Consider the following 13,423-nt stretch of genomic DNA (forward strand, 5'->3'; position numbering starts at 1 on the left):
CCGGCCTCACAGCGCGGCGCAGATCTGCCACAGATCGTACTGGATGGCCCCGGCGGTCACCTCGCGCCCCGCCCCCGGCCCCTGGATCACCAGGGGATTGGTGCGGTAGCTGTCGCTCTCGATGGCGAACACGTTGTCGCAGGGCAAGAGGTTCGCGAACGGGTGGTGGGGCTCCAGCGCCTCCAGGCCGACACGGGCCTTGCCCCCGCGCTCGATCCGGGCCACGTAGCGCAGCACCTTGCCGACCCGGCGCGCCCCCTCGAAGGCGGACTGGATGGGGCCGTCGAGCTCATCCAGCCTGTCCATGAAGCCCTCCACCGACAGCGGACGCAGGGCCAGGGGCACCAGGTTCTCCAGCGCTATGTCGGCGGAGTCCAGCTCGAACCCCGCCTCCCGCGCCAGAATGAGCAGCTTGCGGCGCACGTCCTGGCCGGAGAGATCCTCCCGGGGATCCGGCTCGGTCAGCCCCTGCTGCCAGGCCGCGTCCACCAGCTCGGAGAAGGGGCGGCTGCCGTCATATTGCTGGAACAGCCAGGAGAGGGTGCCGGAGAAGATCCCCGAGACCCCCTGGATGGGGTCGCCGCTCTGGCGCAGCATCTGGATGCTGGACTGGATAGGCAGGCCGGCCCCCACGGTGGCGTTGTAGCGCCACTGCACCTGATGGTCGCGGCAGCTCTGCTTGATGCGCAGGTAGAACTCGCTCTCGGCGGCGCCGGCGAACTTGTTGGCGGCGATGATGTGGCAGCCGAGCTGGGCAAAATCCGGGTAGTAGCGGCTCACCGTCTCGCTGGCGGTCAGATCCAGCGCGATCAGGGCGTCAAAACTGTGCTGCTCCAGCTGGGTCAGCAGCTCGGGCCAGATGAGGGGGCTGGGCTCGAAGTGCTTCTGCACCCTGATGGGATCCAGCCCCTCCTCGTCCAGCAGGCCCCCCTGGGAGTTGAATACCCCGTACAGGGTGAGCGCCACGTTCAGCTCGCGCTCGAGGCGGGCCTGCTCGCGGCCATAGAGGCTGAGCCACTGGCTGCCGATGTTGCCCTTGCCAAACACCACCAGGCCGACCCGGGTCGGGCGGCTGAACAGGGCGCTGTGCAGGGCGATGAGCAGGGGCTCGAGTACCACCTGACGCAGCACGGCCACCAGGCTCAGGCCGTCTCTGGCCACCTGGACGAACTCCTGGGGCTGATCCGACAGCAGCTGGTAGAAACGGTGACACTGCTCGGCGTTGTCGGTCACCCCGGCACCCACCAGGGCCACCAGGCTGTAGCCCTCCTTCTGGATCAGGCCGGTGAAGTTGCCCTGCAGCTGGAAGTCCCGCAGCAGATCATAGGCGCCGACCGCCACCTCCAGGGTGTAGGCGAGGCGCAGCACCCGCCGGTCCGGCTGGCGTTGCAGGGTGAGGGGGCTCAGGCGATGGCGGGCCAGGTGGGCCTCTATGGTCTTGACCGCCTGGTCGAAGTCCCCCTGGGCCAGCACCTTGAGTTCGATCAGGGCTATCTGATCCACGGAGCTGACGATGCGGGCCCCGTTGCTGCGCGGCGCGCGGCGCAAGATGTGGGTGCAGCCCTCGTCGGGGTTGTAGCTGCAGCGCAGGGTGAGGCGCTGGCGGCTGTCTGCCACCGGTTGCAGGGTGCGGGAGTGGAGCACGGAGGAGCCCAGGCGGGCCAGCTCGTTGGCCTCGGCCAGGCTCAGGCGCTCCAGCAGGCGCGCCTCCTTCACCCGGCGCGGATCCGCGCTGTAGACCCCGGCCACGTCGCTCCAGATGGTGGTGGATTCGCCCTCCGCCAGCAGGGCCAGGAGGCTGGCGCTGTAGTCGGAGCCGTTGCGCCCGAGCAGCAGGGAACGTCCCTCCATGTCGGCGGCGATGAAGCCGGTCACCACGATGCGGCCGTCATGCTCGGCCAGACGGGCCTTGAGCAACTCGCTGGAGAGGGCCTCGTCCACCTTGACCAGGGCGCCATCCTCGGCGCGCAGGAAGCTGCGGGCGTCGAGCCAGATGGCGGGTTCGCCCCGGCTGGTGAGCAGGGCGGCCAGCAGGCGCGCCGACCAGACTTCCCCGAAGGCGAGCAGGCCGTTGCGCTCGAAGCGGTCGAACTGCCCCTCCAGGGTCTGGCCCAGGCGGCCGAGATCCCCGTTGAGCTGCTCGGTCAGGCTCTGGTGCAGCTCCCCCTCCAGCAGGCCGTCGATCAGCCCCTGCTGGTAGGCACGCAGGGCATGGAGGGCCTCACCGGCCGCTTCGTCCCCCGCTTCGGCCAGCTCCACCAGCTGGATCAGCCGGTTGGTGGTCTTGCCCGCCGCCGACACCACGATCAGCTCGCTGCCATCTCCCTGCTGTTCGACGATGGCCGCCACCCGGCGATAACAGACGGGGTCGGCCAGGCTGCTGCCGCCAAACTTGTGTACCTGTCGATGCTTCACCCCTGCCGTCACGCCAACCTCCTTCACGCTGTCTCGCTTGTTGTTCACTGCTGCCTGCCCACTCAAGGGGGCGTTCTGCTCGGCCTGACTCATTTCGCCGCCTCCCGCTCTGCCGCCGCCAGGGCCTGGGCCAGATCCGCCACCAGATCCTCGCCGTGCTCTATGCCCACCGAGATCCGCAGCAGCTGGGGACTGATCCCCGCCGCCTGCTGGGCCTCGGCGCTCATGGCCCTGTGGGTCATGCTGGCCGGGTGAGCCACCAGGCTCTCCACCCCGCCCAGGGACTCGGCCACCGAGAAGTAGTTGAGGGCGCCGAGGAAGGCCCGCAGACCCGCCTCGTCGCAGTCGAGCTCGAAGCTCAGCATGGCGCCGAAGCCGGATTGCTGGCGACGGGCAATCTCGTGGCCAGGGTGACTGGGCAGGCTGGGGTGATAGATGGTCTTGACCAGGGGCTGTGTCTGCAGGAAGGCCAGAATGTGCTGGGTGTTCTCCTGATGGGTGCGCAGGCGCGGCCCCAGGGTACGCAGACCGCGCAGGGTCAAATAGGAATCGAAGGCGCCGCTGGTCAGCCCCAGGCAGTTGGCCCACCACAGCAGGCTGTCGGCCAGCTCGGCCTCCTTGGCGATCGCCACCCCGCCCACCACGTCGGAGTGACCATTGATGTACTTGGTGGTGGAGTGGACCACCAGATCGGCCCCCAGGGCCAGGGGTTGCTGCAACAGCGGCGAGAGGAAGGTGTTGTCCACCGCCACCAGGGCGCCCACCCCGTGGGAAGCCTCGCAGATGGCCGCCACGTCCACCACCCGCAGCAGCGGGTTGGAGGGCGTCTCCACCCACACCAGCTTGGGCCCCTCTGCCAGGGCGGCGGCCAGGGCCTGCTCGTCCCCCTGATCGACGAACTTGACGCGATAGTTGCCCTTGGCGGCCAGGAATTCGAACAGGCGCCAGGTGCCGCCGTAACAGTCATGGGGGGCGATCAGCAGATCCCCCGCCTGCAGCAGGGCCTGGGTCACCAGATGGATGGCCCCCATGCCGGTGCCGGTCACCACGGCGCCCGCCCCCCCTTCCAGGGCGGCCAGCGCGTCCGCCAGATTGCCACGGGTCGGATTGCCGGAGCGGGCATAATCGTATTGACGGGGCACGCCGAAGTCGGCAAAGGTGTAGTTGCTGGAGAGATAGATGGGGGGCACCACGGCGCCATGCTGGGTATCTGTCTCTATGCCGGTGCGCACCGCCAGGGTTGCCTTGTGGGTCATCTCTCTCTCCTCATCCTTGCGCGAGTCCACTCTCGCCATTGCCCGAGACATTACGCCACCCCAAGAGGGCCGTCAACACTTCTAGACGTCTAAATGGCTTTGCTGTTGGATTGCCATTGAATTCCTTAAGGGTTAAAATCCGCGCTCAAGGCCAAATGAGAACAGGTGAATCATGGGTACAGAGTGGAACGGCGACTACGTCAGCCCCTATGCGGAACACGGTAAGAAGAGTGAACAGGTCAAGAAGATTACCGTCTCGATCCCGCTCAAGGTGCTGAAGGTGTTGACCGACGAGCGCACCCGTCGCCAGGTGAACAACCTGCGTCATGCGACCAACAGCGAGCTGCTCTGCGAGGCCTTTCTCCATGCGTTCACCGGTCAGCCGCTGCCCTGCGACGACGATCTTCGCAAGGATCATCCGGACAGCGTCCCGGCAGAAGCCCGCGCCATCATGGAGGCCTTGGGCAAAGAGATCGAAGACTACGACGCCGAGTGATCTGGCGGCCCATGGCAGATGATCTTTCCCCTTCGATGACGCGGCCTTGTGCCGCGTCATCCTTATCCAGCCCCCCGTTCAGCCTGCGCCGCTACCAGAGCAACATCCAGAGCCACAGTCACGACCATGCCCAGCTGGTGATCCCCCTGGACGGCCCCCTCGAGATCGAGGTGCAGGGTCAGGGGCGGCGCCTCGCCCCCGGCTTTGCCTGCATCATAGCCCCGGGCCTGCGTCACGACTACGCCGCGGATCCGGCGCTCTCGTTTCTGGTGCAGGAGAGCCTCTGGCTGCCGGAGTCCCTGGACGAGCGCCCCTTCATCCCCCTGGACGATCCCCAGCGCCACTACCTCGCCTTTCTCCATCAGATGGTGCGCCAGGGTCGCCATCTGGCCAGCATGGAGCAGATCTGGCTGAGCCTGCTGGCCGAGGGTCAGGGCATGGGCCCCGCCCTCGCCCCGCGCATGACAAGAGTGCAGCGCCACATCGAGGCCCACCTCGCCGAGCCCCTCGGCAACGAGCGGCTCGCCGCCATCGCCTGCCTCGGCCAGAGCCAGTTCAAGCACGCCTTTCGCCAGCAGTTCGGCCTGAGCGCCTCCCGCTACATCCGCGGGCGGCGCATGGCCCTGGCGCGTACCCTGCTGGCCCAAACCGCCCTGCCCATCGGCGAGGTAGCCAGCCGCTGCGGCTATCAGGATCAGGGGGCCTTCGCCGAGCGCTTCCTGGCCGAGACCGGCCTCACCCCCACCCGCTGGCGCCGGCAAAACGGCCCGCTGCCGTAACCGGTCGGCTCTTTGCCGAAGACAATCCCCGGGCATTCGAGGCATGCTGAGGCTCATGCAAGGTATGGGCAACGAGGAGCCAAGATGCAGACCATAAGCTGGCAAGAGTTCGAGATGGTGGAGCTGAGAGTGGGCACCCTGGTGCGGGTCGAGCCCTTCCCCGAGGCGCGCAAGCCCGCCTACAAGGTGTGGGCGGATTTCGGCCCCGAACTGGGGGTGCGCAAGAGCAGCGCCCGGATAACGGATCTCTATCAGCCGGAAGATCTGGTGGGACGCCAGATCGTCGCCGTGGTCAACTTCCCTCCCAAGCAGATAGGCCCCGTCCAGTCGGAGTTTCTGCTGACCGGCTTCTACCGGGCCGATGGCGCCGTGGTGATGGCCATCCCGGAGCAGGCGGTGGAGAACGGCGCCAAGCTGGGCTGATGACCCCATGAAAACAGAGAGGCGACCCCGGGGTCGCCTCTTCTCTTTCTGGCCGCAGCGCCGCTGTTACTTCAACAGGCTGAACAGCAGGGCCGAGACCGCAAGGGTCCCGGTCAGCAGGATGAAGCCGTTGGCCCAGCCCTTGCGAAAACGGGCCAGCGCCTCCACCCGATAGATGGCCACCACCGGCATGATGAACAGGATCATGGCGATGACGGGGCCGGAGAGGGTCTCCATCAGGCCGAGGATGCCTGGGTTGATGACCGCCGCCCCCCAGATGGCGAAGAACATCAGGGCTATGCCCAGCCGGTCCGCCCTGGCCAGCGACAGCCCTGTGGGCTTGGCGATCAGGCTTTTCAGGCTCTCCCGGGCGCCGAGGAAGTGGCCGAGGAAGGAGGAGCTGATGGCGATGAAGGCGATGAGCGGCCCTAGCGTCACGATCACAGGGTTGTCGGTGATGTTGGCGAGGTAGGAGAGCACCGAGACGTTCTGGGCCTTGGCCTCGGCCAACTGGGCCGGGGAGAGGCTCAACACGCAGGAGAAGACGAAGAAGAGCACGAAACCCACCAGCATGACGGTGGTGTTGCGCAGGATCAGGCCGCTCCTGGCTTCGGCCTGCTCGCCATACTCGCGGCGCTGCACGTTGGCAAAGCCGGAGATGGCGGCGGCGTGGCTGAAGGCGAACACTGTGACCGGCAGCGCCAGCCAGACGGTGTTGAGGAAGCTGGCCCCCTCGAAGGCGGTCATTTGTGGCAAGTGCCACTGGGGAATGAGGTAGACGGAGAGGGCCGCCAGAATGGCCGCCAGCGGATAGACCATGAAGGCGAAGGCCCGCAGCATCGCCTTCTCGCCGGCCATCATCACGGCGATCATGGCAAGCACCAGCAGGCCGGAGAGCATGACCCGGTTCGGAGCAGCCATGCCGAGCTGGTTGACCATGAAGCTCTCCACCGTGTTGGTCAGGCCGACGCCATAGATGAGCAGGATGGGGAAGATGGAGAGGAAGTAGAGCACGGAGATGAGGCGACCGGCCATCTTGCCGAAGTGCTCCTCGGCCACCTCGGTGAAGTCGGCGTGGGGGCGCGACGACGAGAGTACGAAGCGCGCCAGCCCGCGGTGGGCCAGGAAGGTCATGGGACCGGCCAGCACGGCAACTATCGCCAGGGGCCAGATGCCCCCCAGACCCAGGTTGATGGGCAAAAACAGGATGCCGGCGCCGACCGCGGTGCCAAACAGGCTGATGACCCAGTGGGTGTCGTGACGGCGCCAGCCGGTGCGGCCGATGGATGGGGAGCCTGATAACGCCCGGGAGACCTCTGCAGATGAACTCATTAATAAACCACTCATGCCCAGTATTAAAATCTGGAAGCATTGTGCTCCTTTAGCATTTAATTCTCAAAAATCCGCATTGGCAGATCTCACTGGCAAAGCGCGCCTCAGCCAGTGGGATTGGGCAGGGGATGGGAAGTGGATAATTCAGTTGAACCGTACACAGGCAATAATGCGAAATATAAAACCAAAATATTAATAAATTTTGACGTTATATTTTGAAGAAATGGACGTTGTCGGAATTACATGAAAAAACATCCCAGCAGCGAGCGGGAACTTGTGATGATCCACTGTTATCGCCGGGCATAGCCAGCGGATATCCCTGAATATGTCGCGTTAAAGCAGCGGATCACACCAGGCAAACCGGCGACCAGCGGGCCGCCTGTTTGGCTGACATGCTTGAATATCAACCGCCTCAATGGGCCAGGATCTTGTGCCAGGCGAGATCCGGATCCCCCATCACGATGAAGTCCGGGTTCTCGAGCGACTCGGTCTCGTTGTAGCGCAGCGGTTGCAGCGCCAGGCTGAGGATGCGCCCCCCGGCCGCCTCGACGATGCACTGGGCGGCGGCGGTGTCCCACTCCCCGGTGGGGCCGAGGCGCACGTAGCAATCCGCCGCCCCCTCCGCCACCAGACAGGACTTGAGGGAGCTGGAGCCGAGCGGGATCAGATCGTAGTGGATGGCCGGGTTGAGGCGGCGGGTCAGATTCTCCAGCTTCTGGCGGCGGCTGATGGCCACCACCAGGGAGTCCGGCTGGTCGTGCTCGTGGTGCACGGCGCTGATGGGATGCACCTCGCCGTTCGCCTCCTTGAAGGCGCCGTGGCCGCGCACCGCCCAGTAGAGCACGTCGGATTCGGGGGCATAGATGACCCCGAGCACGGGCACATTGTCCCGCACCAGGGCGATCAGGGTGGCGAAATCGCCGCTGCCGGCGATGAACTCGCCGGTGCCGTCGAGGGGATCCACCAGCCAGTATTGCCGCCAGTTGGCGCGCTGGCTGAAGGGCACATCGGCCGCCTCTTCGGTCAGCACGGGGACATGGGGGGTGAGCGCCGACAGCGCCTGCTTGAGGTAGGCGTCGGCCGCGAGATCGGCACTGGTGACCGGGGAGTCATCCGCCTTGAGCTCCCGCTCGAACTGGCCCCCCCGATAGATCTCGTGGAGTATCCTGCCGGCCTCGCGGGCGATCTCCTTGACCCCGGGCACCCAGCTCAGTAATTCCTGCATCTTCTCATCCTCCATGGCACCGCTCGTTATTTTTCCTGCCGGGCCAACCACTTCTGGGTCAGCAGCAGGGCACTGATGCTGCGTGATTCGGTGAAGTCTTCCCGCTCGAGCAGCTCATCGATGCGAGAGAGGGGCCAGGGGATCACCTCGAGGGGCTCGGGCTCGTCGCCGAGCCGCCACTCGGGGAAGAGATCCCGTGCCAGCAGTATGTCCATCTTGCTGGCGAAGTAGCCCGGGGCCAGGGAGACCTGTTTGAGCGGGATCAGGCTGCCTGCCCCGAAGCCCGCCTCCTCCATCAGCTCCCGATTGCCCGCCGTCAGGGCATCCTCGCCGGGATCGATCAACCCCTTGGGAAAGCCCAGCTCGTAAGAGTGGGTCCCGGCGGCATATTCACGGATCAGCAGCAGGGTGTCGGCGTCCAGCATGGGCACCACCATGACGGCGCCCCGGTTGCCGCCACGCATCCGCTCATAGACCCGCTCCTCGCCATTGGAGAACTTGAGATGCAGGGATTCCACCTTGAACAGGCGGCTTTCGGCCACGATTTCGGCCTTGATGATGTCGGGTTTGCGCTTGTTGGGATCCATAGCCGGGCCACTGGCGAGAGTCATGACTCAAGAGTAAACGAGTCGCAGGACGAACACCACGGGCAAAGGGGCGCAAGCTCCCGCCCTCCGCCCCCTCCCCTTCGCAACCCCCATGGGGATGCTTCACCGCGGCCAGCTCACCAGCCGGTACTGCTTCTTGCCCCGGCGCAGCAGCAGGTAGCGACCAAACAGCCGATCCGCAGCCCCCAGCCGCTCATCCTGTCTTATGGCGCCGTTGAGGCTGACGGCCCCCGCCGCCAGCAGCTCGCGGGCGATGCGCTTCGAGCTCGCCAGACCACTCTCCACCAGCAGGGTGACCAGGTCTGTTTCCCCCTCGATGCGGCAGCAAGGCAGGCCATCCTGGGCCAGCTGGGCGAGATCGCTCTCCCCGAGCCCGGCCACGTCGCCACTGAACAAGAGCTCGCCGATGCGCCGCGCCGCCGCCAGCGCCCCCTTGCCGTGCACCAGTTCGGTCAGCTCGTCCGCCAGCACCTGCTGGGCCAGCTTGCGCCCCTGTCGCTTGGCGTCTTCCGCCTCCAGATCCCTGATGGCCAAGAGCGGCATAAAGCTGTAGTAGCGCAGGAAGCGGTAGACATCCTCGTCAGCGGTGCCGAGCCAGAACTGATGGAAGGCGTAGGGGGAGGTGAGCGCCGGATCCAGCCAGATGGCCCCACCCTCGGTCTTGCCGAACTTGGTGCCGTCCGCCTTGGTGATGAGGGGCAGGGTCATGCCGTGGACCTGGGTCTGATGCAGCCGCCGGGTGAGATCCATGCCGCTGGTGATGTTGCCCCACTGGTCGTTGCCGCCGATCTGCAGGGTGCAACCGAGGCGCTGGTTGAGCACGGCGAAGTCCTGGGATTGCAGCAGGGCATAGGCGAACTCGGTGAAGGAGATGCCCTGATCCGGACGGGCGAGGCGCTGGCGCACCGATTCCCGCGCCAGCATGGCGTTGACCGAGAAGTGCTTGCCGACGTCTCGCAGAAAATCGAGGGCGGACATCTGCCCCATCCAGTCGGCGTTGTTGACCAGCACGGGGGCCGTCAGCCCCTCGCTCGCCGGCAGCAGTGCCCGGATCTGGGCCGACAGGCTGGCCACCCAGCCCTGCACGGTATCGGCGCTGTTGAGGCTGCGCTCGGTCGCCTTGAAGCTGGGATCGCCGATGAGGCCGGTGGCGCCGCCCACCAGGGCCACAGGGGTGTGGCCGGCGAGCTGGAAGCGGCGCAGCATCAGGAGCGGTACCAGATGGCCGATGTGCAGGCTGCCGGCGGTGGGATCGAAGCCGCAGTAGAGGGTGCGTGGCGTGGCCAGATGATCCCGCAGGGACGCCGGGTCGGACATCTGGGCCACCAGGCCGCGTTCGGTAAGATCGTCAAGCAAATGGGGGTCTGTCATGGGGTCTCCAACCTCAGGGGAAAGCGCCCATCCTCGCCCCTCAGGCCGGCGGCGGATATGTCCCCCAAGGGACAGTTTTGCCACTCCCGTGCTAGCATGCCGCCATCATGGGGAGCCTGTCCCCGCCACCCGGAGCCCGTCGCCATGACCCCACCGCTTGCCGCAGATGCGCTGACCGCCAGCCTGACCGCCGTCGTCGATGCCCTGCACAGCCCGGCCTTTGCACCGGCCCTGGTGCGCCTCATCCAACAGCAGGTGGCGTTCGACTGCGCCCTGCTGCTCGGGGTGGGCCAGCGCCCCGTCTACCTCTATGACAACCTGAGCCACCAGCGGGCCCTGCTGTTCGAGCGCTACCTCACCAGCCACTTCAGCCAGGATCCCTTTATGCAGGCGCTGGAGCAGGGGCTGGGGGCCGGGGTCTGGACCCTGGCGCAGGTGTCGAAGGGGCGCCTTGACCCCGAGTATCGCCACCACTTCTATCAGGCCACCGGCTGGCAGGAGGAGGTGGGGCTGATCCTGCCGGTGCGCAGTGGCCTCACCCTGATGCTGTTTCTCGGCCGCCTCGACAAGCGCCAGAGCCTGCGCCCGGAGGAGCGGGCCCGACTGGAGGCCATCTTCCCGCTGGTCCACTCCCTATGTCGTCAGCACTGGTGCCAGGAGGAGGTGCGGCTGGCACAGAGCCCCCAGCCCGAGGGGACCGACCTCAGGGGGGCGGTGGAGCAGGCCATCGCCAGCGTGGGCGGGGACAGGCTCACCCGCCGGGAGCGCCAGGTGGCAGGATTGCTGCTGCAGGGGCTGGATACCGAGGCCATCGCCGCCGAACTCGGCATCGGCGGCGGCACGGTCAAAAATCACCGCAAGCACCTTTACGGCAAGCTGCGGCTCGGCTCCCGGGCCGAACTGTTTCGCCTCTTTCTCAACCACCTCATCACCACGCCCCTGAGCGGCGCCCCACCCGAGGATCCCGCTCCATAACGACACCACCCCGCCGAGGCGGGGTGGTGTTGATGCTGGCCAAACCAACCGGCTGCGCCGTCAGATCCGGCCCTGATAGCGCAGCGGGAAGCGGCCCTGACCGTCGGGCTGACCGAGGAAGGGCAGCCCCTGCTTCATCTGATCCGGCAGCGCGGGCCCGGGCTTGAGGCTGCCCAGGAACAGGTACTGGCGATTGGCCTTGAGCTCCAGCTGGCCCGCCACCTGCACCGCCTCCGACCCCTGCTTGAGATCCACCTTCAGGGTCGAATCCAGGCAGGTGAGCCTCGCCTCGGGATCCCCCAGCAGCAGCTTGCCCGCCGGCGTCTGGGTCTCGGCGCCGTACCAGTAGAGGTTGCCATACAGGCTGTCGCACCAGGGCTGGCCCTGGGCGAACTGATCCACCTTGAGCTGCAGCTGGCCCGCCGCCGTCAGGGGGAAGGGCAGGCGCATGGGCAGCCGCGCCAGCAGCCAGGGGGCGGGGGCGTTCAGGGTGAGGTCGCGACCGAAGGCGGCGCCATTCCAGCCGATCACCCCCTGGCCGTTGAGGCCGTCCCGCTCGCCGAAGCGCAGGGCGACCTCGGGGGCCAGCCGCAGCAGCGACCAGCCGTCGAGATCCCAGCGCAGCCGGGTCAGGGACTCGCTGGCGTATTGCAGCCGGGCCACCTCCCCCTGCCAGAGGGTGCCGCTCACCCCTTCCAACCTGACCATGGGGGGCAGGGGCAGATGACGCGCCACCAGGCTGGCGGGCACGCTGATCAGCAGGAAGCCGAGCCAGGCCAGCAGGAAGACGACCAGTATCCAGATCTTGCGTTTCATTGCGGGCGACTCACCTGTAAGCGTCTCACCTTGACCATGCCGGCGGGCAGTTGCTCGCGGGCCACCTCTATCACTTCTACCTTGACACCGTACTTGTCCGCCAGCTCGGCCAGCCACATCAGCAGATCGTCGAAGGCGACCTGGTCTATCCAGACTTGCAGCTCCTGGCCCTGGGGTTGCAGCCGGGCGATCTTGATCTTGTGGTTGAAGGCGGTGCGATTGACCACGCCATCCAGGGTGCCCCCCAGATCCAGGTCGCGGCCGCTGCCCGCCTGGGCCGCCAGCACCTGCTCTCCCTTCTCTTTCAGCCAGATCAGGGTCTGCTGCTGGCTCTTCACCTGGCGCTCCCGCTCCTCGATGCGATTGCCGAGAGGCTGCCACACCAGCCAGTAGAAGAGACCGATGAGCAGCACGCTGCCCCCCACCGCCAGCAGCCGCTGTTCCCGGGCGCTGAGACCACGCCACCAGAGTTCAAACCTTGCCATCATGATGATTTATCCTTGAGCACCAGCGCCCCTTCTACCCTGCCCTCGGTGCTTCGCACCTCTCCCTGCTGCACCTCGAAGCGCTTGCCCGCCAGCTCGCGGAAACGCTCGATCTCGGTGAAGCCGGGGGCCGTCACCTGCAACCTGAGCTCGCCCCGGGTGGCGTCGAAGCGCAGCACCTCGGGTTTGAGCCCGGGCACCTCGGCAAACACAGGGGCCAGCTCGGTCAACAGCAGCAGCACGCCGCTCTGGGGCGCCGCCCCCAGCAGCCGCAGGTGCTGCTCCATCTGGCTGCGCACGTTCACTATCCGGCTCTCCCCGGGGAAGATGCGGGTGTAGACCTGCCGGATCTCCCCCTTGAGGACCTTGTCCTGCTCCGCCAGCTGATACAGGGCCAGCCCCCGCTGCCCCAGGGTGACCAGCAGCAGGGCCGCCGCCACGCCCAGCACCTTGCGCCACTGCAACCAGTGACGGCCGTATTCGGTCTGGGGCCGGAAGGGACCCTGCAACAGGTTGATCTGGCCGCGTAGCGCCTCCCGCGCCAGCAGCAGCATGGGCAGTTCCGGATCCGCCGCCTGCCAGTCGGCGCCCGCGATGGCGGGAGCCGGGGTATGGCTATGGAGAGTGACGGGTTCGGCCTGGGCCGCCAGCAGCAGGCCGAGCAGGGTCTGGTCGGCCACCAGCCCCTGATGGGGGCCTTGGCGCACCAGCCAGTGCCTGCCCAGTTGCAGGGCGGACCAGCCGTCCGCCGCCTGAGGCAGTGCCAGCACGTCTGGCAGCATCTGCACGCAGCCGAGCCCGGCCGCCTCCAGCCAGCCGAGCCAGCGGCGCATCTGCTGGCTGTCCACCGCCATCAGATCCACTTCGTGTCCCTCATGACCCAGCACCACCAGATGCAGGGACTCCACGTCCGAGGCGATCTGCTCCTCCAGCAGGTAGGGCAGGGCCGCCGCCGATTGGCGGTTGTACTTGCCCGGCAGGCGTACCCGCCGGAAGATGACGGCGCTGCCGGGCACCAGGGTCACCACGGGGCGCCCTCCGGCCCGCTCGCGCAGCTCGTGCAGCCCATGGGCCGAGGCCAGGGTGCCGGAGGCGATGATCTCCCCCTCCCGCGCCGACCAGACCAGCCAGTCGACCGGCTCTTCCTGGGTTGTGCCCAGACGGATGACCAGACTCTCGTTCAACACTCTCTCCTTGGTCTGCCCCGACGGTGCGGCGGCTGACGCTTGCTATTGGCTGCGG

Annotated in this window: 13 protein-coding genes; 4 read left to right on the plus strand and 9 right to left on the minus strand. The window is 66.7% G+C overall.

Going from position 1 to position 13,423, the window contains the following annotated elements; genetic code table 11:
- Positions 1-6: 6 nt before the first annotated feature.
- Both ACLHZ1_RS10045 and metB read right to left on the minus strand, forming a co-directional pair.
- Positions 7-2,415 carry a bifunctional aspartate kinase/homoserine dehydrogenase II gene (locus ACLHZ1_RS10045; RefSeq protein WP_427262005.1) on the minus strand — a complete coding sequence of 803 codons (2,409 nt, stop codon included), beginning with the start codon at positions 2,413-2,415 and terminating at the stop codon, positions 7-9.
- A gap of 89 nt (positions 2,416-2,504) precedes the next feature.
- A complete protein-coding gene (gene metB / locus ACLHZ1_RS10050; RefSeq protein ID WP_427261974.1) occupies positions 2,505-3,671 on the minus strand; it encodes a cystathionine gamma-synthase in 1,167 nt (388 codons plus the stop codon).
- 172 nt (positions 3,672-3,843) lie between these two features.
- Between metB and metJ the strand changes: the two genes are divergently transcribed.
- The 3 genes from metJ (at position 3,844) to ACLHZ1_RS10065 (ending at position 5,369) form a co-directional block, all read left to right on the plus strand.
- Positions 3,844-4,167 carry a met regulon transcriptional regulator MetJ gene (metJ, locus tag ACLHZ1_RS10055; RefSeq protein WP_042001009.1) on the plus strand — a complete coding sequence of 108 codons (324 nt, stop codon included), beginning with the start codon at positions 3,844-3,846 and terminating at the stop codon, positions 4,165-4,167.
- A 35-nt stretch (positions 4,168-4,202) separates the two neighbouring features.
- Complete coding sequence (locus ACLHZ1_RS10060) at positions 4,203-4,946, plus strand: helix-turn-helix domain-containing protein (RefSeq protein WP_427261975.1); 744 nt, start codon at positions 4,203-4,205, stop codon at positions 4,944-4,946.
- An 84-nt stretch (positions 4,947-5,030) separates the two neighbouring features.
- Positions 5,031-5,369, plus strand: a complete 339-nt coding sequence (locus tag ACLHZ1_RS10065) for a tRNA-binding protein (protein WP_427261976.1) — start codon at positions 5,031-5,033, stop codon at positions 5,367-5,369.
- Between the two features lie 66 nt (positions 5,370-5,435).
- On the opposite strand, the gene ACLHZ1_RS10070 is transcribed toward ACLHZ1_RS10065, so the two are convergent.
- From ACLHZ1_RS10070 to tyrS, 4 genes are all read right to left on the minus strand, one after another.
- A complete protein-coding gene (locus tag ACLHZ1_RS10070) occupies positions 5,436-6,701 on the minus strand; it encodes an aromatic amino acid transport family protein (protein ID WP_427261977.1) in 1,266 nt (421 codons plus the stop codon).
- 412 nt (positions 6,702-7,113) lie between these two features.
- Positions 7,114-7,926: a 3'(2'),5'-bisphosphate nucleotidase CysQ gene (gene cysQ, locus ACLHZ1_RS10075; RefSeq protein ID WP_427261978.1), complete on the minus strand. Its 813-nt coding sequence runs from the start codon at positions 7,924-7,926 to the stop codon at positions 7,114-7,116.
- 26 nt (positions 7,927-7,952) lie between these two features.
- Positions 7,953-8,537, minus strand: a complete 585-nt coding sequence (gene nudE / locus ACLHZ1_RS10080) for an ADP compounds hydrolase NudE (protein ID WP_427261979.1) — start codon at positions 8,535-8,537, stop codon at positions 7,953-7,955.
- Between the two features lie 99 nt (positions 8,538-8,636).
- Complete coding sequence (gene tyrS / locus ACLHZ1_RS10085) at positions 8,637-9,905, minus strand: tyrosine--tRNA ligase (protein ID WP_427261980.1); 1,269 nt, start codon at positions 9,903-9,905, stop codon at positions 8,637-8,639.
- A gap of 144 nt (positions 9,906-10,049) precedes the next feature.
- Here tyrS and ACLHZ1_RS10090 point away from each other — a divergent pair, with 144 nt between their 5' ends.
- Entirely contained in the window at positions 10,050-10,880 is an 831-nt protein-coding gene (locus ACLHZ1_RS10090) for a helix-turn-helix transcriptional regulator (protein ID WP_427261981.1), read from the plus strand.
- Between the two features lie 60 nt (positions 10,881-10,940).
- Here the strand turns inward: ACLHZ1_RS10090 and exeN are convergent, their stop codons facing one another.
- The 3 genes from exeN to exeL are packed head-to-tail and all read right to left on the minus strand — an operon-like array spanning position 10,941 to position 13,365.
- Positions 10,941-11,696, minus strand: a complete 756-nt coding sequence (gene exeN, locus ACLHZ1_RS10095) for a GspN family type II secretion system protein ExeN (RefSeq protein WP_427261982.1) — start codon at positions 11,694-11,696, stop codon at positions 10,941-10,943.
- Positions 11,693-12,184 (minus strand): GspM family type II secretion system protein ExeM, encoded by a 492-nt coding sequence (gene exeM / locus ACLHZ1_RS10100; RefSeq protein ID WP_427261983.1) that lies wholly within the window; start codon positions 12,182-12,184, stop codon positions 11,693-11,695. The genes exeN and exeM overlap by 4 nt, the downstream gene beginning before the upstream one ends.
- The gene (gene exeL / locus ACLHZ1_RS10105) at positions 12,181-13,365 is read right to left on the minus strand and encodes a GspL family type II secretion system protein ExeL (protein WP_427261984.1); all 1,185 of its coding nucleotides are present in this window, start codon (positions 13,363-13,365) and stop codon (positions 12,181-12,183) included. Before exeL ends, exeM begins: the two co-directional genes overlap by 4 nt.
- Positions 13,366-13,423: the final 58 nt, after the last annotated feature.

Source organism: Aeromonas sobria (genome assembly GCF_050266975.1).
GTDB classification, from domain to species: Bacteria; Pseudomonadota; Gammaproteobacteria; order Enterobacterales; family Aeromonadaceae; genus Aeromonas; species Aeromonas sobria_B.